The organism is Acholeplasma laidlawii PG-8A, assembly GCF_000018785.1.
Lineage (GTDB): Bacteria > Bacillota_I > Bacilli_A > Acholeplasmatales > Acholeplasmataceae > Acholeplasma > Acholeplasma laidlawii.
This window is the reverse complement of the sequence record NC_010163.1, coordinates 324216-345625: the sequence shown is the minus strand read 5'-3', so window position 1 is coordinate 345625 and position 21410 is coordinate 324216. Positions and strand designations below refer to the sequence as shown.

The window sequence follows — 21410 nt, the reverse complement described above, 5'->3', positions numbered from 1 at the left end:
AATGAGCACATATTAAATGTGCTCATTTTTTTAGCTGATATTCATAACTGACATCACACTATCTTCATTAAAGCCTTTAGACATTAAATAACGATAGATTTTTTGTTGTTTCTTTTTATAATCTGTTTCCTTTTCATACTTTTTAAGTGCTAACTTAAACTGTTTATATAAAGGAATTCTTTCATTATAATTTTCTAAGGCGTAGTCGATGTCTTTTTGTTCAAATTGATAAAACTTTAACTTTTCTTCTAACTGTAGATAAGAGTACCCCTTATTTTGAAGTCCTCGAATCATTTTATAGTCATCAATGATACGCATTTTTTTAAGGGTCATAATGGCATCATACGTATTATGCATACCTTGTTCATTTAGGTACTTAATCACTTGATTTTCAGACTTACCATAGGAAGCAAATTTAATCGCCTTATTGAGTAGTTTATGTTTTTCCATTGCTTTTTGTAAGACTTCAACAGATTCTACTTCAATACCTGGTCTTAATCTATATTGGACTAACGTATCTTCATCAATTGTTAACTTATAACCATTTTGAAATTCAACTTGGTAATTGGTTTTAAGTTTTCTAACCTCTTTGACTATCATGTGAGATCGTCACGGTGAAAACCTTCACCTAATACTTCTTTTGTTGAGATAATGAGTGTAAATGCGTTTGGATCTATTTGTGTAATAAACTCTTTAGCAATATAGAGTTGTTGGCGATTCATCGTAGTAAGTACTAATTCTTTTTCAATACCAGAGTAGCCACCAATAGCTTTTAATCTTGTTACACCTCTGTCTATACGTTCATAAATTGCTTCTTTAATCTCATCATGTTTTTTGGTAATAATCATCAGTGCAAAGGCGTTTCTTCCAAATATCGCTGTTTTTTCTAACATATATGCTGTTAATAACATAGCTAAAATAGCAAATAACCCATTTTGTAGACTTATAAATGCACCAAGTAAAATAATTAAACCATCGGTTAGATAAACTGCAACTGAAAATGGTACTTTTAAATATTTATTGATAATCTTTTGAAAGATATCCATACCACCTGTGGTTGCATTATATCTTAAGACTAGACCAATACCCACACCAGCTAATACCCCACTAGCAATACTAGCTACTAAGAGTTGATAGTGTAGATCAATTTGATTTAGTATAAGTGTATCTTCTATCTTTAAAACTTCAAATAATGTCACTAAAACAGGTGACAAAATACTTGCAAATACAGTCTTTAAAAAGAAATCTTTACCAAATAAAATACCGCCAATTGTAAGTGCTACAATATTTAACATGAGATAGGTAATACCTGTAGAAAATGGAATTAATGGTTCAAGCATTAAACTAAGTCCCATCATACCACCTGTGATTAAACCCATTGGTTGCATAAAAAAGTAAAATGCTAAATGTAGTAAAAATACGCCTAGAGTAATGAGTGCATATGATTTAATCATTTCTTTATTCATAGGCTTTACTCTTTAAATAAGCATTAATGAAACCGTCAATATCTCCATCCATGACAGACTGAATATTACCAACTTCATAATTAGTTCTGTGGTCTTTGACCATTTGATAAGGTTGGAATACATAAGATCTAATTTGACTACCCCAACCAATATCTGATTTTTCACCCTTAAGGGCATTTAACTTCGCTTGTTTTTCTTCTAGTTCTTTTTGTATCAGTTTAGATTTTAAAATTTGCATTGCTGCTTCTTTATTCTTAATCTGACTACGTTCATTTTGAATATTAACAACAATACCAGTTGGTATATGTGTTAATCTTACAGCAGAGTAAGTTGTGTTAACCGACTGACCACCTGCACCAGAGGATTGGAATGTATCCATACGAATATCATCATCTTTTAATTCAACTTCACTTGTTTCATCAATTTCAGGTGCTACATCACATGAAACAAAGGAAGTATGTCTTCTTTTATTGGAGTCAAATGGTGAGATACGAACTAATCTGTGAACACCACGTTCAGACTTTAAATTACCATAAGCATATGGACCAGAAATACGTAATGTAACAGATTTAACACCTGCTTCTTCACCCGCTAAGTAGTTTAGTATTTCTACCTTATAACCTTTATAGCCAGCAAAGCGTTCATACATACGCATTAAAATACCACACCAGTCCATGGACTCTGTACCACCAGCACCTGGATGAAGTTCTAAGATTGCATTGTTATGATCATATTCTCCATTGAGTAATACTTCAATTTCAAACTCAGATATCTTTTTTTGAAGTGAATCAATTTCAGCTTCTAAAATATCCCAACTCTCAGTACCTTCTTTGGCTTCTTCAAGCCACATTAAGGCATCCTCATATTGGTTTTGAATCGATGTAATAGTTTGTTTTTTCTCTGTAAGTTGATTTAATTCTTGGCTAATCTTTTTTGCTTGATTTGAATCATTCCAAAAATTAGGATTTGCCATGATGGGTTCGATTTCTTTTAATCTGTTATTAATAGCATCTAAATCTAAAGCATTTTCTAAATCTTTAATTTTTGTTTCAAAAAGTTCTAGTGTCTTATTTACTTCGTACTTTTCCATAACTACCTTCTATTCCACGGTAATTGACTTCTGTGAGCACGCTTAGGTTGTTTACGTTTTTGTTTAGAAGCATCTTCACCTTGGTTTGTGCTTGTATTTTTAACAACCGCTTCACGGCTAACATTTAATTCAATACGACCCAGTGCAGCATATCTAGCAATATCTTTTGAAATATTGTAGCGCATTTCATCAAACATACGTTTACCTTCTTTTTGGTAAATAATTAACGGATTTTGTTGACCGTATGATTGTAGTCTAACACCTTGTCGTAACTCACTCATTGCATCAATATGACGCATCCAATAAGTATCAATTACACGTAACATGATTACTTTTAAAAACTCATTGTACACTTCTTGAGGTACAACTTCTTTTTTACTTACTAATAATTTAATCGCAAGATCTTTATAATGGTTGACAATTTCTACTTCATCCATTTCATTTACATCTTCAATTTTAACCATACCTTTAGGTATTAAGAAACTTTCAAAATGGTGAACAATTGCTTCATCTTTAATTTCAAATTTATTTCTTCCGTGAGGAATGATAAACTCATCAATTTCAGCTTCAACAATTGTTTCAATAAACTTAATGACTTCTTCTTCAACAGTTTCTTTAGTTAAAATAGATGTACGTTCAGCATAAATAATTTCTCTTTGCACTCTTAAAACATCGTCATATCTTAAGACGTTTTTTCTAATTTCTGAGTTGACACCTTCACTACGTTTTTGTGCACCAGTAATTAAAGATGTAATCATCTTAGAAGTTACTGGTTCACCGGTTGCTTGGGCACGTTGAAGTGTTTCAATAATTGTTCTAAAACGGTCTCCTCCACGACGTACCATGAGTTCATCTTCTGCAGATAAGTAGAATCTTGAAAAACCAGGATCCCCTTGACGTCCAGAACGACCTCTTAACTGATTATCAATACGTCTAGCATCGTGTTTTTCAGAACCTAATACTGCTAAACCACCAAGTTCCACTACACCTTCACCAAGTTTAATGTCGGTACCACGTCCAGCCATGTTGGTCGCGATTGTAACCGCACCTTTTTGACCAGCTTTAGCAACAATTTCAGCTTCTCTTTCATGGTTTTTAGCGTTTAATACTTCATGGTTAATACGATGTTTGCGTAATTCCATACTTAAAAATTCTGATGTTTCGACTGCAATTGTACCAATTAATATGGGTTGCCCAATCTCGTGTCTACGTTTGATTTCTTCAATTAATGCTTGATATTTTTCTTCTGCTGTTACAAAGAAGTAATCTTTAGCATCTTCTCTAATGACTGGTTTGTTTGTAGGAATTTCAATAACACTCATGTTATAAATTTCTATAAATTCATCTTCTTCAGTCTTTGCAGTACCGGTCATACCAGATAGTTTTTTATACATTCTAAAGAAGTTTTGGTACGTAATTGTAGCTACTGTAACAGTTTCTTTTTTAATTTCAACGTTTTCTTTGGCTTCAAGTGCTTGGTGTAGACCTTCACTAAATTGTCTACCCTTTAGTACACGACCTGTAAATTGGTCAATAATTAAAACTTCACCTTCTACAACCATATATTCTTTGTCTCTAAACATGGTGAAATTAGCTTTTAAAGCATTGTTGATGTGATGTAATAAAGATACATGACTTAAGTCATATAAGTTTTCAATATTAAATACGCTTTCTGCTTTAGCAATACCTTCAGGTGTTAACTCGACAGTATTTGACTCTACATCTAATTCATATTCATGATCACTTAAAGATTTTACAAAACGATCAGATTGTTGGTATAAGTTTTGAGTTTGTTTAGCAGGTCCAGAGATAATCAAAGGTGTTCTAGCCTCATCAATTAAAATCGAGTCAACCTCATCAATAATTGCGTATGGGTAGCCTCTTTGTGCAACCATATCTTTATGATATAAGACCATGTGATCTCTTAAGTAATCAAAGCCTAACTCAGAGTTTGTAGAGTACATAATATCACAAGCATATGCTGCCTTTTTACCTTCTCTATCTAAATCTCTAATATTTAAACCTACAGTTAATCCTAAGAATCTAAATAGGTCACCAATTTCGCCTTCAGCTTCACGTTTAGCTAAGTATTCGTTGACTGTAACAATATGCACACCATCACCATTTAAAGCATTTAAATATGCAGGTAAAACAGCGGTTAAGGTTTTACCTTCACCTGTTCTCATTTCAGCAATATTACCATCGTGAATCGACATACCACCAACTAATTGTACAAAATATGGTGTTAGCCCAGTTACACGTTTTGAGGCTTCTCTAACTGTTGCAAATGCTTCAACTAAAATATCGTCTAAAGTTTCTCCATTTTTAATACGATCTTTAAAAATTTTAGTTTGATTTTTTAATGCTTCGTCACTCATTGCTTTCATTGTATCTTCTAAAGCCATAATTTTATGAGCTACTTTGTTATATTTTTTTACTGCTTTTTTGGTCGAATCAAATAGTCCAAACATAACATCACTTCCTTTACTTGTTTAAGTTTATGTGTACTTCATTATTCTTTATTTAATCTAAAACGATTTGGCATAAAACCCAAATCATACCTTATCATGGTTTACTTATCAATCATCTATAGATGACATCACTAAATGATACCATATTTAATATGATTTCTCCAAATAATCCCCACTATTTCAGATGATTTTTACATAAATATCGTGTTTTTTTATACTAAATACATCATTTACTTTTAATTCCTTTTTTTTATATTATTTTTATTAAAAGTTGTGTATATAAACAATAAGAGGATACATTTTAGTATCCTCTTTGGTAATCTTTATAAACTATCTACTTCTTCTTTAGTCAGTAAGATATCAACTTCAAAGAAATCGATTCTTTTATACTTTTTTATTTTCGCTATAATGTTTGAAGGAAATGCTACAATTTTGTGATTAAAACTAGAAACATTTGTATTATATAATTTTCTAGTGCTTTGCAGGCTTTCTTCTAGGATAATCCAATCATCTAGTTTTTCTTTAATCGCTTTTGATGTTTTTAAATCTTTATGTTCTGTAATCATTTCATATAACATGTGCATAGATTGAGTTAATTGAAATGATATATCTTGTTTTTGTTCAACACTATCTGAATTTGTAATGACCGCTATTTCAAGCATCTCATTTAGTACCTTAGCTTCAATTGCTAAACTTCTTTTTGTTTGTTCTATCATAAGATTTAACAGGTTATGTTTATTCACGATGATGTCATCTATATCTATCATGAGATCTGCAATATTTTGTTTATTCTTTTTAAAACTATTAGCATTAATTAGATACCAAACCCATATAATTACAAGAATCAGTACGACTATACCTGCTGTAATGTAAAAAATTAATAAATTGTCCATCTTACTGTCACCCTCTCAAGCTGCGTATGGTTAGTGAATATATGTATTTTATACTAATTGTTCGAAAATTTCAATTTTATCTAATTTTTCCCAACTTAAATTAGATTCTAACTTACCAAAATGGCCATTATGTGTGGTTTGTTTGAAAATTGGGTTCGTAAGTCCAAGATAATTAATAATTGCTTTAGGTCTTAAATCAAAGTGTTTGGAGATTGTTTCAGCAATTACCTCATTACTTACTTTAGATGTACCAAAAGTGTTTACATATAAACTTACAGGTTCTGCAACACCAATAGCATAAGCTAATTGGATTTCACAAGTTTTTGCAATACCACTTCCTACGACTTGTTTTGCTAAGTATCTTGCCATATAAGATGCTGATCTGTCTACTTTAGATGCATCTTTACCACTAAATGCACCACCACCGTGGCGTGAGTATCCACCGTAAGTGTCTACAATAAGTTTACGACCTGTTAAGCCACTATCTCCTACTGGTCCACCAATGACGAATCTACCGGTTGGATTAATATAGTATTTAGTGTTATCTGTAATTAAATGTTTTGGAATGACTTCTAAGATAACATGTTTCATCATGTCTGCTTTAACACTTTCAAGTGTTTTGGATGCTTCATGTTGTGTAGATAATACAATCGCTGTAACTTCCAGTGGTTCATGGTTTTCATTATATAAAACAGATACTTGAGATTTACCATCTGGTCCAAGTCCGGATACAATACCTTCTTCTCTAACAAAAGCTAAACGCTTAGTTAATTCATGTGCTAGAAAAATCGGTAAAGGTAAAAGTTCTTTCGTATCATCTTTAGCATAACCAAACATAATACCTTGATCCCCTGCACCTTGTTCTTTATTATCTGTTTCATCAACCCCTAGCGCGATATCTGCACTTTGTTTATGAATGTTTACATGATAGGTTGCTGATTTTGCATCAAAGATGAATTTCTCATCATTATAACCACAAAAATCGATTGCTTTTTTTGCAGTTTCAATAATGATTTCATCTGTTAATATATAACTTGTTGATACCTCACCAAAAATATAAACAGTTGTGTGTGCTAAAGCAACCTCAATCGCACAACGTGCTTTAGGGTCATTTTTTAATACTAAATCTAATACTGAATCTGCTATAAAATCCGCCACTTTATCTGGATGTCCTTTAGACACACTTTCGCTTGAAAAAATATAACTCATAATATTTACCTCTTTCTTCCATTACTTAATAAAAACACTTCCCAAGAAGGAAGTGATGAAATCTCCTTATTGGTGGGTTAGCCCCCTGTCAGTTGAGCACCTAATTTAAGTAGGTTGCTGCAGGGTCAAAGGACTGATCACCTCACCTGCTCTGAATAAGTTTTTATTGAATTGTTTATATGATAACCTTTATTAGATATTTTGTAAACTAAGATACATAATTATGTAAAATATGTTTTATAAATCATGATAAAGTTGATCAATTTCTGTGTTGTATTTAAAGAATGTTTCTCTTAATGAATAATCAAAATATGGTGTTAATTGTTTCTTAAACAAGTCCATCGTTTGTGGGTGGCTGTTTGGATGATAGTATGTTGATAAACTTCTTAAAGAAACATAGCAATCCGCCAGTAAGATAATTTGATTTGGTATCTCAAATTGGATTTTATTCATTTGTTGAGCAAATGCTTCATCAGCACTTCTTTCATAATGTGCTCTAATAATATCATTAGATTTTTGAGCAAGTTGAATTCTTTTACCAATTTTTGCACCTAAATCTGTCTTTTCTTTTAATACTTCATAGGTATGTTCATCGTAACTATCTGTTTCTATCATTAAATCCTTGATTTCATCAAATCTTAAATGAATCAGTGCGTATTTTTCTAACTCAATTTTATCTTGTTCATCCAAGTGATAAAATGTAGCTATTTTTGATGCAACTGATGCAACATTATAGGCATGTCTTTCGTTTAATATGGTGCTTGCAGATTGAAATACAACGTTAAATAAAGATCTAACGATATGCGTGAAGTCCATTTGTACTTCACGGCGTTTGTTTAATTCCTTTTTTCTTTCTTCTTGGATGGATTGTCCAATAGAAACAATAATATAATTGATTAAATAAAATAATATAAATATAACTGTTCTTAAGGCTAAGTCAGCTACTTGAATGGCTAGTACTGGATCGGTAAATATCGTTGATAAGAACTCTTGCCAAGTAAGACCTAAATTAAAGAAATTATAAGTTATTGATATATGTATTAATGTAACAAACCCAACTAATGAAACAAATGAGTTTGCTAGTAACCTTTTGTCTTGATAAAGCGATATTTGAACTAAAGCATAAAATATTAATACATAACTTGCTGTTTCAAACGGCGCATTTTGTCCGACTGCATAAACACGGATATAAACCATCACAGATGATATAAAAATCCAAAAACTAGATACATACATCGCAATCTGTTGTTTTGTTAAATCATTGTGGTCTAAGTCGATAAGCTTAGATTGTAGTCTACCTACTGTATACGTAATTGGTAGAGCAGCAATAGCAAAAATCCAATCGGTTGTCGGATTGGCAACACTAAAGCCTAGAATGAAAAATACTAAAGAATAAAGCAAGTTTGATATAAATACGATGTTTTTAATAACTACATTTCGTCTATATAAAACAGCTACGTCATTAGCAATATCAATTCCAGTTTCAAAACCAAAATATTTAGAAAACAGCTTTTTTCCAAAGCCCTTTAACCTATGCTTTTGGTTCTTTAAGCCCATATATTATCTTTTCCTTTTTTTCAAATCAAATAAGCTAATTTTTTGGTAACTTGGATTTTCAAGTGCAATATCTTCGTTCATCACTTGAGCAACACGAGTAGATGCAGCCGCAGCAATAGCACCTACAATATCATCCATCATTGTATGTACAATACCTTCTGTTTTACCAGCATCATTTAATCTTTTAACGATACCATGTTTATTGACATCAATGTCACCAAAGTTTGTTTGTCCAATCGCACCATAGTTTCTAGCAACATCTAAACCTATGGTTTCATCAATACCAAATAGTCCAAGATCATAGAATAAAATATCTTGTATTGGTCCTTTAAACATTTTTTCTTCAGCAAGTCTATCAACTTCTGCAGCAAATTGAATGTGGTGGAAAACATCTCTAAATGTTAATATTTTTTCTACAGATTCCACACATAAGTTAATATCAATACCAGGATAATATTTAGATTGTTGTTGCTGTGCAATCTTTGCAATATCCAGAACAGATACATTACATCTATTTTTCAAGGTGTCGATGTTAATTTTTAACATCTCATCTCGGTTATATAAGAGTTTCGGTTTACTCATCTATTTTTCCTCCGTTAATAAATAGGCTTTGCCCATTTAAATAATCTTTAACCTTCATTTGTTTTTTACCTGATTGTTGTAATTCAATTAACTCTATGGCTCTATCACTCGTACCAATAAATATTCTTTTATTTTCTATACGAATTTCACCTCTTTGAATGTCTATTATATCACTTATTGCTGATTTAAACACCTTAACCGTAGTGTTTTTGATGTTAAAATGTGCACCAACGTTAGGACTTAAACCTCTAATACGGTTATGATTCCATGATGCTGACTTGTTAAAATCAAGTGCTTCATCACTATATTTAAGTGTAAATGCAAACGTCACTTCATCCTCATTTTGCGGTGTGCTTTGATACGTTTTATTTAAAACACTCATTAGATTTTCTTTTAATAGATCTCTACCTGCTAGTGATAACTTATTAGATAAAGTGCCGTAATCATCTAGAGGTTCTATGTCTACTTCTACCTTTTTAATCATAGCACCGGCATCCATTTTATAGACCATTTCCATTAAGGTAATACCGGTTTTATCGTCCCCATTAAATAATGCATATTGAATGGGTGCACCACCACGGTATTTAGGTAATAATGAACCATGAATGTTAATTGCTGGTATTGCTTCTAAAAGGGCTTTAGGAAGTATTTGACCATAGCTTGCTGTAATAATTAAGCTGGGCTTTAAATCAATGATGTGTTGATAATCCTGACGTAATTTTTCAGGTTGAAAAACCTCAATGTTATGTGCTAAAGCAAGCGACTTAACTGGTGATGGTGTTAATATCTTTTTTCTACCAACAAATCTATCTGGTTGTGTAACAACTAGCCCAACCGGATATTTTTCTTCAATCAACATTTCTAGAATTGGTACTGAAAACTCTGGGGTACCCATAAATACAATCATAATTTACTCCTTTAATACCATGATAAATCATGGTTCATATATAATTTTATGTCTTTGTTAGATTTTAGTAAATGATTAAACGTTTTTAAACTACCTTGGTATTTAATCGTTAATAAAACTCTATAATTTTCTAATTGTTTTAGTAATACAGATGAGGTTGGACCTAAAACAGTAAGTCCCATTTTTTCTAATGAAGTTTTTAATGAGAGTGCATATTGGAAAGTCTTTAAATAACTCATACCTTCAATGCGTAGTTGTAGCACTTGATAATATGGTGGTAATTTAGAAAGTCTTCTACGACTTAGTTCTTCTTTATAATATGTACTTCCATCACCTATAATGCTTTTTAAAACAAAATGTGTTGGATCATAACTTTGAATAATCAGTTTATCTTTAGTGATAAATTTTGCTTGGCTAAGTAGTTCATAAGTTGCTTCATAGGCATCAAATTTGGGTAATTTTAACCACTGATCAATCATCAAAATACCCACTAAATCTATTTTATCTTCTAAATTAGATTTCAGTGCCATCTGTGTACCTACAATGATATCGATTTGACTAAGATCTTCAATTTTATCATGATAAGTCTTATTACTAATAGCCTCACTATCGACTTTTAATATCTCTTTCGTAGGATATGCTTTATGTAAGTAAGTTATAAGTTGATCAATACCACTACCTACAGACTTCACTGTATGTTTACCGCATACAGGGCATGTTTTAGTAAACTCCAGTTGATATTTTGTCAAATTAGATTTTAAAATATTTTGTTTTTCATCAAATCTTAAAGGGATTCCAGTTTCTGGATCTACAGGTACATGCGAACATGTCCTACACATTACAAAGGGTGCATACCCTTTTTGGTTTAATATTAATAATACTTTTTTATTTTGATCTAATGTATTTAGTATGGCATCATTTAAACTTAGACTAACTAATTTGGTATTTCCTTTTTTTAGTTCTTCTTTCATATCTATAAGTTCAATGGATTTATAGACTTCTTCTTGTAGATTTAGTAACTCATGTGTTTTTTGTTGTATCTTAACATAGTTATCTAAGGATATTGAACTCGCACTTAAATAAAGTGGTATACCATGATATCTAGCTCTTATTTCAGCAATCTCTAATGCATGATAATAAATACCTTCATGTGCACGGTAACTGTGATTATTACTATCCGTTATGATGATTAAACCTAGATCACTAAAACTTGTAAATACAGATGAACGTGCACCGACGACAATTTTAGTTTCATTATCTAAAATTGCACTGTACTTTAACATCATTTGTTTATCTGTTTGACCACGATTTAAACCAATAATAAGTTCTTCCCTAAAGACTTTTTCAAGTGATGACTTAACAGAAGCAATCATAAAGTTTTCAGGCACCATGATAAGCACTTGCTTACCCTGTGAAATCACTTCATGAATCAAATGGAAAAAGAAAGGGTCTAACTTGGTATCTTGATACTGACTCACATAAACTTGATGTTTTGCATCCATCATATCTTTGATTTGGTCTTTTAAATCTTCATTAATCACAGGTAGTTTTGTTGTTTTGTTAAAATTAGCTACTTCTAACTTATCTGATTCATAAAATACTTCAATAACAGCTTTTTTGATTAACGTATTTACAATCGATGCACTAGAGTTTGCTACGAGATCTGCTTTTTTCATTTGTGAGTGCGCACTTAAAATATCTAGTACTTCGTGTTGTTTTGGTGTACCATGATAGTTTCTGTTATCGATTCTTACATAGGTTATTAAAGGTTTCTTATTTCTTGTCTTTAATACGGTTTTTAATTCAACTATACCTTTTTGTTCTAATGTTTTTAAACGGTTATAATAAACTTCATCTTTTTTAAGCAAAGTCCAAACACCTTGTTTGAAAAACGGCACTAAATCATCCGGTAGTTGTTTAGGTTCTAACAAAGTAGCCTTTTTCTCATAATGAATTAATAATTGTTTAGGTATCACGGTTTCAAAGGCTTCTGCAATGAGTGCATTTGGGTCTTCTATCAGTTTATCCATCATTAAAAATAATTCATCATTAAAAATAGGTTCAATGTCTAATATTTCATGAACATACTTATGTGCTAAATCAGATGCACTTATAATATCATAGACAAAACCTAAACGTAATATATTATTATCTGTAAAAGGTACAATTACACGCATACCTTTTTGAATATGAAGTTGATCTTTTTCGTGAACTAAATAATCAAATGTTTGATTCACACTTTGATGTTTTATATCCACAATCACGCGAGCAATCATCTAGTCACCTACCATAATAAATTATATCATTTCTATGCGCATTTTTACAGTTTTTAAGTGTTTTTAACACTGTTTAGCTAGGTTTATACAGTTGAGTGGTAAAATACATCTAAAGTGTTCTACTGTAAGTTATTTATAAATTCATGTAACTTATAAGATAAACCTTGCTACTTTAAACTAGGTTTTTGTAAAATCTAGATGAAGGGAAGATAATGATGATTAAAGTCTTAATTGATAAATCTGATTTGAGCCTTATAACAGATGATCTAGAATCATCTAGTTTAGACATCACAAATCATGATGATGGTTCAATTACTTTATTAGTTGATGATACATCACTTGAAGTCCTAGAAAGTATTTTAAGAAAGGTTACTATTAGTAGACAAGCATTTATATTTGAGACAAGTGATGGTTGGGTCAAACTTTTTATAAGAGAAATCATATATATAGAATCCTTTGGTGTAGAAATTATAGTTCATACGACTAAAAGAGGAAAAATCTATATTAATCAACCGTTATATCAATTAGAAGGACTGCTTCAGTCTTATCAAATTATTAGAATCGCAAAATCTTTTTTAGTAAACTTGGAAAAAATACTTTATATACGACCAAAGCTAAATGCTAAACTCGAATTAGAATTGGTTAATGGACTAAAAATTGATGTTAGTCGTAGTTATGTCAAACCCTTTAAAGATGCCTTAGGCATAGGAGGTTAATCTATGAACACATATGGAGTTATAGCGACTATTATAGTTGGACTCATTATTTCGTTTTTAATCTTACGATCTATTTATGAATATAAGTGGAACCAAAGACTAAAAAATTATCAAGATAAACACCACATTACACATGTTAGACAACAAAATATTGTAAGACCGGTTAGACGAGGTCTTATTGGTCTAACATTGATGGTTATACTTGGTGTGTTTATTATTACAGGCACCTTTGATTTACCTCAAACATACCATGATAAAACATTATTAAATGCTAGAATTGTTCGAAATGAGCATACCTTAAGAAATAAAATAGATGCTGGTGATGGATTTAGTTTGTATGACTTCTTTCCAGGAAACTGGGTTATTGGTGAAGACGCCGTCGACCAAGAAGCAAACCCTGGTGCCAAAGCACCTGATGTTGTAGGTACAAACCTACAAGTATTAGGTGTAGATGAAGCAGACATTATTAAAACAGATGGTTATGAGATTTTTTATACACCAAGATATCAAAGTAATAGACTCTACCGTTATGAAGTGAATCCAGATGGTAGTCTGACTAAAAAACAAGGTCTTGATTTATTAGATGTCTACATTACTGAATTTTATTTAACTACAGATAGTCTTGTTGTTATAGGTTATTTTGAAGAAAACCTTGATACATATTATGCATTTAATGATGCAGCACTGATTTTACCTAGCAGTTATTTTTATGGGTATAGATATAGTTCCATTGTGCGTATTTATGATCGAACAGATTTATCTTTAGATTATGAACTTAAGACCATTGGTGATATTCAAGCACACCGCATCATTGATGACACTCTTTATATGGTTTCTTATAACAGAATCTCAAAAGATGAACTTAGACCACAATTTACTATAAACAAGGACGGAGAAACTCACACCTCTTATGTAGGGTATGAAGACATTTTAATCTTTGATGCAATTCCTGCATATAATATGACAACCATTTCATCCTTAAATCTAGATACACTCACTTTAGATCATACAACCGTTGTTGGTGTATACGGCCACATCTATATGACTAAAACAAGTCTTTACATCGCTGGTATGTTTACATATTACCCAACACTAAATACTGTGGTAACAGGCACACATATTACTAAATTTTCAATTGATAGTGATACACACAAAGTAAACTATAGTGGTTCTACTATATTAGAAGGTTATATAGAAAACCAATTTTGGCTAGATGAATATGAAGGATTACTTCGTGTAGTTACAACACGTTCATGGGGTCAAACAGATAAAAATAGATTATATGTATTAAAAGAACATGAAACACAGGATACACTTGAACACTACGGATTATTAGATGAAGGTATTGGTAAACCAGAAGAGCGTGTAACATCCGTGCGTTTTGATAAATATTTAGCCTATGTTGTAACCTATAGACAAATAGATCCTTTATACACCATAGATATTAGTAATCCAAAAGACATTAAGATTTTAAATGAGATTGAAGAACCAGGATATAATACTTACTTACATGTTTGGGATGAAACACATCTCATAGGTATTGGTTATGATGAAACCTTTAATGTGAAGATATCAGCATACAATACAACGAATACCACCGCACCTTTAGAAACTTATCTTTTAAGCAATCCAGATGAAAATGTCGGATGGAGTTATAGTGAAGCATTAAGTAACCATAAAGCTATTCTTGTTTCACCAGATCACGGTTTTATCGGGTTTGCTGCAAACACTGGCGAATTTAATGAAGACCTTGGTTATTATGAATACTCTAGTCAATATTATCTATTTTATATAGATTTTAATACATCACCAATTATTCAAAACCCTTATATCATCACACACGCTAGTACCGAGTATACCAATCAAATTGATAGAGGTATCTACATCAATAATATCTTTTATACATTCTCATCGAGTGGTATCGTATTATTTGATGGTGAGACTAAAGTGGTTACAGAAACTTATACATTAAATCATCCTGTCCTATAATAAAAATGCGAGTACTTTAATTTAAGTACTCGCATTTTTCATTATTAATTTTTATTGATATCCGAAAGTAATTTATCAATATGATTACCATAAGCTAATGCTTCATCATATTTAAAGACTAAATCAGGAATTTTTCGAATGTCGTTAACTTTAGATGCTAACTTCATACGAATTTCTTTTTTACCTGCATCTAAAAGATCTTGAACTTTCTTTTTGGCTTCTACACTATCATCAATGATGGTGTAGTAAACATAACAGTAACTTTTATCTTTAGTGACTTTAGTTTCTGTAAGTGTAATATAACCAATTTGAGTGTTTTTAATCACATCATTTACGATATGAACTAATTCTCTAAAGATTCTTGAAGCTAAACGATCGACATTAATACTCATAATTAATTTACCTCCACTTCTCTTTCAATAGACGCTTCAATCACGTCACCTTCTTTTAAATCGTTGTAGTTTTCAACGCTAAAGCCGAATTCAAATCCTTGACGTACTTCTTTAACATCATCTTTACCACGTTTTAAACTAGATAGTACTCCGTTATAGATAACAACACCTTCTCTAATGACTGTAACTTTAGAATCTCTATGGATGACACCGTTTGTAACATAGCTACCTGCGATTGTTCCAATTTTAGAAATTTTAAATAATTGACGTACTTCTGCGGTACCAGTTACAACATCTTCAAAGACTGGTTCTAACATACCTTTTAGAGCTTTTTCGATGTCTTCAGTAATACGATATACGACATTATATAATCTGATTTCAACATTCATAGATTCTGCTAGAGATTTTACTGCAGCTGTAGGACGAACGTTAAAACCAATAACGACTGCACCAGATGCAGATGCTAGTTGAACATCTGTTTCAGAAATTCCACCCACACCACTACGCACGATGTTGGCTTTGAAGCCATCAACATCAATTTTATCGAGCATACCTTTTAATGCTTCAATACTACCTTGAACGTCACATTTAAGTACTAAGTTTAATACTTTTTCGCCATCATCTTGTGCACCAAACATGGATTCAAGTGAACTCGCTTTTTGTTGTTTAATATATGTTTCTTTTAGTTTTGAAGAACGTGCTTCCGCTGTTTGGCGTGCTACTCTTTCATCTTTAAATACCATGAAAATATCACCAGCTTGAGGTACTTGGTCTAAACCTGTAATTTCAACCGGTGTACCTGGAAGTGCTTCATCATAACGTTTTTTAAGATCATCATTCATTGTACGTATACGACCGAATGTATTACCAATAACGATGATATCACCAATACGTAAAGTACCATTTTCAACAATAACTGTTGCAACCGGACCTCTACCTTTGTCTAGGTAAGCTTCAATAACAGTACCCATTGCATCACGTTTTGGATTTGCTTTTAAGTCTTCAACTTCTGCTAATACTAAAATAATATCTAATAAATTATCAATACCTAAACGTTTTAATGCAGATACTTCAACATATGGTGTTGTACCACCCCATGCTTCAGGCGTTAAATCATGTGCTGATAAAGCACTCATAACGTTATCTGGATTTGCTGTTGGTTTATCAATTTTATTGATTGCTACGATAATAGGAACGCCTGATGCCTTGGCATGTTGTAACGCTTCAATTGTTTGTGGTTTAACACCATCATCTGCAGCCACAACTAAAACAACAATATCAGTTACTTTAGCTCCACGTGCACGCATTTCAGTAAATGCCGCGTGACCTGGGGTATCGATAAATGTAATTTTTTCACCACCATGTTCAACTTGATAAGCACCGATGTGTTGTGTGATTCCACCAGCTTCTCCTGTGACCACTCTAGATTTTCTAATAGAATCTAAAAGTGTTGTTTTACCATGGTCTACGTGACCCATAATCGTAATAATTGGACTTCTTTTAACAAGATCTTTTGGATCGTCAATAATTTCCATTTCATCATATCTTGTTAAATCTGTGATTACTTCATCTTTAACTTCAATACCCATATCCATAGCTATAAGTTCTACAACATCACGTTCTAAAACTTGGTTTACAGAAGTCATCATCCCTAAACCCATTAGTTTTTTAATTAAAACTGCGTTTGAGATGTCAAGTGCTTCTGCCACATCTGAAACCGTCATTTCAGGTTTGAAAATTAACTCTGTTATCACTTTTTTAGGTGCTGGTTTTTGAGTGTTTGAATAAGTAGACTTTCCAAAATTATTTTTACTTGGTCTCTTAGTGTTATTGTTATTTTTATTATTACTTCTTTGTTTTGCCATATTGCATCAACCTTTCTATTTAAGCATCATACTAAACCCTTTATCCTTTATTCCTATGACTTTAATATTTTTCTTACCTATGGCACTAGAAATATCTAGTGAGGTATGTGTATGTATTAATTGAATTTGATAAGTATTTGTTTTGTCTTTTATCTTTTTAGTTGTATTATCACTTGCATCGGTTGCAAGTAATACTAAATGTAGTTGTTTCTTTTGAAGTGCCTTAACAACTTCTTCTTGACCGATAACCACTTTTCTTGCAGCATATGCAAGTCCTAAAGCACCTTTATTCATAATAGTTTAGCCAAGTCTTCATAAACGCTATCAGGAATTGTAACTTCTAATTTTCTGTCGAGCGCTTTACTCTTTTTAGCAAGTTCAATATTTTCTACACTTAAATGAATATATGCACCACGACCATTAGCTTTGCCCTTAGTATCAACAAAGACAAGTCCTTCTTTATTTGCTACAATGCGTACCAAATCTTTTTTAGGATGAACAGTCTTTGTAACGACACATGTACGCATTGGAATCTTTTTAACTGTTTTCATTTTAAACCCTCTTAGTAAATAATGCCTTCTTCAGCTGCTGTAGTCTCAGATTTAATATCAATAGACCAACCACTTGCTTGAACTGCTAACTTAACATTTTGACCAAGTTTACCAATTGCTAAAGATAATTGAGCATCAGGCACAATTGCTAATGCACTCTTTTCTTTAGGATTTACTCTCGTAACTGCTACAACCGGTGCCGGTTGTAAAGAGTTACCAATGAGTTCTTGTTCATTATCACTCCATCTGAATAAATCAATTTTTTCTCCAGATAGGAATTTAGAGATTTCTTTAATACGTACGCCACCTTCACCAACTGTAGCTCCGATAACGTCAACGTTCTCATTATTAGATTTTAAACCTACTTTAGAACGATCACCTGGATCACGTGCGATACCTAAAACTTCAATCGTACCATCTTTGATTTCTGGTACATATTCTTCAAGTAGACGAGTGACTAAAGCAACATGTGTACGAGAAACATAAATTTTAGGACCTTTCGTCTTCATTTCTACATCCGTAACATAAACTTTAATACGATCCCCTACATGGAATTTATCTGTAGGTAATGCTTCCTTTTTAGGTAGCATTGTAATAACATCCTTGTTGATTTCAATACGGTAGAAGTCTTTTTCTTCTTCTAAGACTCTAGCTGTTACCATTTCATATTGAAGATCTTTTAATCCTTGATAGATGTTTTCTTTCTTAATTTGATTTAAAACTTCATTGAATCTATGTTTTAAATCACGGCTTGCATTATAGCTAAATTCACTTGGTTCAATTTTTACTTCTAAAATCTCGCCAGCTTTAGCTGATTTCTTTAATGCTTTAGCATCTTCTAATTTTAAGAAAGTATACTTTTTATCTAGTTCTAAATTAAGTTCACCTTCAGGTAATACATAATATTGACCATAGATTAATAATTCATGTTTTTCTTCTTTAAATTCTACACGGCATGTTTGTACACCTAATTGCTTTTTACATGCAGCAATTAATCCTTGCTCAAAAGCATGGAATACTTGTTCTTTATTTAAGTCGTTATCTTCAGCGACTTCTTCAATATTTTGGAAAAATGCTTTACTGATCATTTTTATTCTCTCCTTTTAAAATTTAACCGCTTGGCGGATAAATCTTATGTTTTCATATTTAATTTGTAGTTTTTTTGGACGCCCTTTAATGAAAAAACTAATGTGTAGTTCATTATCAATCACGTCATTTAAAGTAGCATTACCTGTGTATGCATCACTTTCTAAATATACATACCCGCCAACATGTCTTTGAACTTCTTCTAAATTCCTTAGTTCTTTTTCAATACCAACAGTTGACATTTGTAAATAATAGTCATCATCTAAATCATCATTTATATAATCTAGAACTTCCATATGCACTTTTTCTAAATGCTCATGATCAAGTGTTGCATCAAGTAAAATCGTAAGAATTTTTTCCTTACCCATTTTTTCTTCAAATATATCATAAACTATGATATCTTTTGGATCTAGTATGGATTTTACTTTTTCTTTAATTACATTAATATTCATATACATTACCTCTTCAAAAAAGAAGTGAGAACTAATACAGCCCCACTCATCTTCTATAAAAAATTATAGCATTTATACAACTAAATAACAAGATAAAAACACAAATGTGTTAAAATATTAATAGATATGCTGCAAAAAATATCTATATAGGAAAAGAAATTGAAAGGACAAGATATTTACTCCAATAAATTCGAGTTAAATGTCTAAAAACACCGTTATGAAAAAAGGACTATATCCAGGTTCATTTGACCCACTTACACTAGGGCATTTAGATGTTATTGAGCGTGCATCTGAACTGGTAGATGTGTTACACATCGTTATTGCAGATAACCCTAAAAAGAAGTTTTCTTTTACAGCTGAAGAACGTGTAGAAATGATAAAAAAATCTACTGCTCACATTCCCAACATATTAATTAGCTATACATCTGATTTGGTCGTAAGATATGCTGATAAGCATAGTATTAAGGTACTCTTTAGAGGACTTAGAAATATTGCCGATTATGAAAACGAGTATATGTTATACCAGTTTAATAAGAACTTAAATCCAAATGTAGAAACAGTCGTATTATTCCCTTCTTCTAGAAATCATTTTGTCTCTAGTTCTAGTATTAAAGAACTTGTATATCATGATGCGGATATATCTTTATATATCCCTGAACAAATTATAGATATGGTTATAAAGAAATTATCAAAACTTAAATAATAAAAGACCACTTGAGTGCATTGTTAAATCACATTTAACAAAATCAAGTGGTCTTTTATTTATGATTGATATATTATATTTCTTTCGTGCTCTAGTTGATTACGGTTATCATTCCATTTAGGATCGTAACCAATAAGATTTTGGCCCTTTATATAGATAGTTACATTATTTGATTGGTCAAATATATATTCACCTACAAATTCTATTTAATCAGTCATATATAGTTTCTAGTGTTGGTATTCTACTAAATGCAAGACTTCCAATAATAACTTTAACATCCACTGTAAATCAATCAAGAGAACTTGAATTTCGGTTCTAATAACACGTAAATCTTTCACTAAATGAGTACCAAAGTTATCATCTTATTCAATATAACTAAAACTTTAGGTTTGGACATGGTTTTTATATATTAAAACATATGAAATTTGAAAGGTGGTAGTGTAGTTATAAAATCAAGTTTTGTCTTACACCATGGTTAATCTATTATGTAAAACAATATCCATTTGTTGAATTACACATGCTTTATTATTTTTTTACCAATCTTTCAAAAGTATCAAATATTACTTTAGAAAAAGGTAGTTGGGCATCTATTTCAGGATGCCACTGTACTGCAAATATCGGTAATGTTTTGTGTACAATCATTTCAATGGTTCCATCGATATGTCTTCCTATAACATCAAATGAAGGTGCTACATCCTTAATGGCTTGATGATGATAACTATTTACCTTAATTACGCCTTCAAAACCAAATAACGGATGATGTTTAATAGTCACTTCATGATCACTTTTTACACTGTTATGTGTAGCATTTAAATCTTTTAAATCTTGGTGTAAAGAGCCACCTGCAAACACATTAATTGTTTGAAGACCTCGACAAATACCTAAAAGTGGTTTTTTTGATTTTATCGCATACTCTGTAATCTGTTGATCGATTAAATCTAGTCTACTATCTACATTTTTAGATAATCCTTCATTTGTTTCATTAAAATGAATAGGGTCTACATCTGTACCACCTGTGATTAAAAATGCATCACACATGTCAAAGATAGCATCATTATTTGGATTATCTAAGTTGATTTGGATCGTATTAAATCCTCTTTGGGTAAGATGTTTAATATATCTAGTATTTATAAATTGTTTTTCAACACCAGACTCTGTGAGAAGTCTTGGTGTAATACCTATAAGTTTTGGCATGTTGTATTTAT

The 21410-nt window shown here is 31.5% G+C and carries 20 protein-coding genes and 1 riboswitch; of the genes, 3 read left to right on the top strand and 17 right to left on the bottom strand.

The features are described from left to right. Window positions 1–30: 30 nt before the first annotated feature. The 10 genes from ACL_RS01665 to priA form a co-directional block, all read right to left on the bottom strand. Entirely contained in the window at window positions 31–600 is a 570-nt protein-coding gene (locus tag ACL_RS01665) for a regulatory protein RecX (RefSeq protein ID WP_012242286.1), read from the bottom strand. After that, on the bottom strand, window positions 597–1466 hold the full coding sequence (locus tag ACL_RS01660; protein WP_012242285.1) for a YitT family protein: 870 nt from the start codon (window positions 1464–1466) through the stop codon (window positions 597–599). Before ACL_RS01660 ends, ACL_RS01665 begins: the two co-directional genes overlap by 4 nt. Then, complete coding sequence (gene prfB, locus ACL_RS01655) at window positions 1459–2556, bottom strand: peptide chain release factor 2 (protein ID WP_012242284.1); 1098 nt, start codon at window positions 2554–2556, stop codon at window positions 1459–1461. The genes ACL_RS01660 and prfB overlap by 8 nt, the downstream gene beginning before the upstream one ends. A 2-nt stretch (window positions 2557–2558) precedes the next feature. Further along, on the bottom strand, window positions 2559–5027 hold the full coding sequence (secA, locus tag ACL_RS01650) for a preprotein translocase subunit SecA (protein ID WP_012242283.1): 2469 nt from the start codon (window positions 5025–5027) through the stop codon (window positions 2559–2561). A 323-nt stretch (window positions 5028–5350) separates the two neighbouring features. Then, window positions 5351–5920: a LemA family protein gene (locus ACL_RS01645; protein WP_012242282.1), complete on the bottom strand. Its 570-nt coding sequence runs from the start codon at window positions 5918–5920 to the stop codon at window positions 5351–5353. 48 nt (window positions 5921–5968) lie between these two features. Continuing rightward, window positions 5969–7129: a methionine adenosyltransferase gene (metK, locus tag ACL_RS01640; RefSeq protein WP_012242281.1), complete on the bottom strand. Its 1161-nt coding sequence runs from the start codon at window positions 7127–7129 to the stop codon at window positions 5969–5971. Between the two features lie 63 nt (window positions 7130–7192). After that, window positions 7193–7291: riboswitch (SAM riboswitch) on the bottom strand. A 75-nt stretch (window positions 7292–7366) separates the two neighbouring features. After that, the gene (locus ACL_RS01635) at window positions 7367–8686 is read right to left on the bottom strand and encodes an HD-GYP domain-containing protein (protein WP_012242280.1); all 1320 of its coding nucleotides are present in this window, start codon (window positions 8684–8686) and stop codon (window positions 7367–7369) included. 3 nt (window positions 8687–8689) lie between these two features. Continuing rightward, a complete protein-coding gene (locus ACL_RS01630; protein WP_012242279.1) occupies window positions 8690–9268 on the bottom strand; it encodes a phosphatidylglycerophosphatase A family protein in 579 nt (192 codons plus the stop codon). Next, window positions 9261–10175 (bottom strand): methionyl-tRNA formyltransferase, encoded by a 915-nt coding sequence (fmt, locus tag ACL_RS01625; RefSeq protein ID WP_012242278.1) that lies wholly within the window; start codon window positions 10173–10175, stop codon window positions 9261–9263. The genes ACL_RS01630 and fmt overlap by 8 nt, the downstream gene beginning before the upstream one ends. An 11-nt stretch (window positions 10176–10186) precedes the next feature. Beyond that, entirely contained in the window at window positions 10187–12451 is a 2265-nt protein-coding gene (gene priA, locus ACL_RS01620) for a replication restart helicase PriA (protein ID WP_012242277.1), read from the bottom strand. A gap of 212 nt (window positions 12452–12663) precedes the next feature. Here priA and ACL_RS07175 point away from each other — a divergent pair, with 212 nt between their 5' ends. Next, window positions 12664–13167, top strand: a complete 504-nt coding sequence (locus ACL_RS07175; RefSeq protein ID WP_012242276.1) for a LytTR family DNA-binding domain-containing protein — start codon at window positions 12664–12666, stop codon at window positions 13165–13167. Between the two features lie 3 nt (window positions 13168–13170). Then, window positions 13171–15156 (top strand): beta-propeller domain-containing protein, encoded by a 1986-nt coding sequence (locus ACL_RS01610; RefSeq protein WP_012242275.1) that lies wholly within the window; start codon window positions 13171–13173, stop codon window positions 15154–15156. A 44-nt stretch (window positions 15157–15200) separates the two neighbouring features. On the opposite strand, the gene rbfA is transcribed toward ACL_RS01610, so the two are convergent. Genes rbfA through ACL_RS01580 form a run of 6 tightly spaced genes read right to left on the bottom strand, consistent with a single transcriptional unit; the run spans window position 15201 to window position 19502 of the window. Then, on the bottom strand, window positions 15201–15548 hold the full coding sequence (gene rbfA, locus ACL_RS01605) for a 30S ribosome-binding factor RbfA (protein WP_012242274.1): 348 nt from the start codon (window positions 15546–15548) through the stop codon (window positions 15201–15203). Between the two features lie 2 nt (window positions 15549–15550). Next, on the bottom strand, window positions 15551–17413 hold the full coding sequence (gene infB / locus ACL_RS01600; protein ID WP_012242273.1) for a translation initiation factor IF-2: 1863 nt from the start codon (window positions 17411–17413) through the stop codon (window positions 15551–15553). Between the two features lie 15 nt (window positions 17414–17428). Beyond that, on the bottom strand, window positions 17429–17707 hold the full coding sequence (locus ACL_RS01595; RefSeq protein ID WP_012242272.1) for a L7Ae/L30e/S12e/Gadd45 family ribosomal protein: 279 nt from the start codon (window positions 17705–17707) through the stop codon (window positions 17429–17431). Continuing rightward, window positions 17704–17964, bottom strand: coding sequence for an RNase P modulator RnpM (gene rnpM / locus ACL_RS01590; RefSeq protein WP_012242271.1), 261 nt, complete (start codon window positions 17962–17964; stop codon window positions 17704–17706). The genes ACL_RS01595 and rnpM overlap by 4 nt, the downstream gene beginning before the upstream one ends. 11 nt (window positions 17965–17975) lie before the next feature. Continuing rightward, window positions 17976–19052, bottom strand: a complete 1077-nt coding sequence (nusA, locus tag ACL_RS01585; RefSeq protein WP_012242270.1) for a transcription termination factor NusA — start codon at window positions 19050–19052, stop codon at window positions 17976–17978. A gap of 15 nt (window positions 19053–19067) precedes the next feature. After that, window positions 19068–19502 (bottom strand): ribosome assembly cofactor RimP, encoded by a 435-nt coding sequence (locus ACL_RS01580; RefSeq protein WP_041633759.1) that lies wholly within the window; start codon window positions 19500–19502, stop codon window positions 19068–19070. 217 nt (window positions 19503–19719) lie between these two features. Here ACL_RS01580 and coaD point away from each other — a divergent pair, with 217 nt between their 5' ends. Next, window positions 19720–20205 carry a pantetheine-phosphate adenylyltransferase gene (coaD, locus tag ACL_RS01575; RefSeq protein ID WP_041634602.1) on the top strand — a complete coding sequence of 162 codons (486 nt, stop codon included), beginning with the start codon at window positions 19720–19722 and terminating at the stop codon, window positions 20203–20205. A 525-nt stretch (window positions 20206–20730) separates the two neighbouring features. On the opposite strand, the gene ACL_RS07170 is transcribed toward coaD, so the two are convergent. Then, the gene (locus ACL_RS07170) at window positions 20731–21399 is read right to left on the bottom strand and encodes a gamma-glutamyl-gamma-aminobutyrate hydrolase family protein (protein WP_012242267.1); all 669 of its coding nucleotides are present in this window, start codon (window positions 21397–21399) and stop codon (window positions 20731–20733) included. Window positions 21400–21410 lie beyond the last annotated feature (11 nt).

Bases quoted from the DNA above. Each gene is read 5' to 3' on its own strand.
- priA (WP_012242277.1), bottom strand. From the start codon at position 12,451: ATGATTGCTCGCGTGATTGTGGATATAAAACATCAAAGTGTGAATCAA.
- ACL_RS01595 (WP_012242272.1), bottom strand. From the start codon at position 17,707: ATGAATAAAGGTGCTTTAGGACTTGCATATGCTGCAAGAAAAGTGGTT.
- nusA (WP_012242270.1), bottom strand. From the start codon at position 19,052: ATGATCAGTAAAGCATTTTTCCAAAATATTGAAGAAGTCGCTGAAGAT.
- coaD (WP_041634602.1), top strand. From the start codon at position 19,720: ATGAAAAAAGGACTATATCCAGGTTCATTTGACCCACTTACACTAGGG.
- ACL_RS07175 (WP_012242276.1), top strand. From the start codon at position 12,664: ATGATGATTAAAGTCTTAATTGATAAATCTGATTTGAGCCTTATAACA.
- metK (WP_012242281.1), bottom strand. From the start codon at position 7,129: ATGAGTTATATTTTTTCAAGCGAAAGTGTGTCTAAAGGACATCCAGAT.
- ACL_RS01645 (WP_012242282.1), bottom strand. From the start codon at position 5,920: ATGGACAATTTATTAATTTTTTACATTACAGCAGGTATAGTCGTACTG.
- rnpM (WP_012242271.1), bottom strand. From the start codon at position 17,964: ATGAAAACAGTTAAAAAGATTCCAATGCGTACATGTGTCGTTACAAAG.
- ACL_RS01665 (WP_012242286.1), bottom strand. From the start codon at position 600: ATGATAGTCAAAGAGGTTAGAAAACTTAAAACCAATTACCAAGTTGAA.
- secA (WP_012242283.1), bottom strand. From the start codon at position 5,027: ATGTTTGGACTATTTGATTCGACCAAAAAAGCAGTAAAAAAATATAAC.
- ACL_RS01660 (WP_012242285.1), bottom strand. From the start codon at position 1,466: ATGAATAAAGAAATGATTAAATCATATGCACTCATTACTCTAGGCGTA.
- ACL_RS07170 (WP_012242267.1), bottom strand. From the start codon at position 21,399: ATGCCAAAACTTATAGGTATTACACCAAGACTTCTCACAGAGTCTGGT.
- ACL_RS01630 (WP_012242279.1), bottom strand. From the start codon at position 9,268: ATGAGTAAACCGAAACTCTTATATAACCGAGATGAGATGTTAAAAATT.
- rbfA (WP_012242274.1), bottom strand. From the start codon at position 15,548: ATGAGTATTAATGTCGATCGTTTAGCTTCAAGAATCTTTAGAGAATTA.
- ACL_RS01610 (WP_012242275.1), top strand. From the start codon at position 13,171: ATGAACACATATGGAGTTATAGCGACTATTATAGTTGGACTCATTATT.
- prfB (WP_012242284.1), bottom strand. From the start codon at position 2,556: ATGGAAAAGTACGAAGTAAATAAGACACTAGAACTTTTTGAAACAAAA.
- infB (WP_012242273.1), bottom strand. From the start codon at position 17,413: ATGGCAAAACAAAGAAGTAATAATAAAAATAACAATAACACTAAGAGA.
- ACL_RS01635 (WP_012242280.1), bottom strand. From the start codon at position 8,686: ATGGGCTTAAAGAACCAAAAGCATAGGTTAAAGGGCTTTGGAAAAAAG.
- fmt (WP_012242278.1), bottom strand. From the start codon at position 10,175: ATGATTGTATTTATGGGTACCCCAGAGTTTTCAGTACCAATTCTAGAA.
- ACL_RS01580 (WP_041633759.1), bottom strand. From the start codon at position 19,502: ATGAATATTAATGTAATTAAAGAAAAAGTAAAATCCATACTAGATCCA.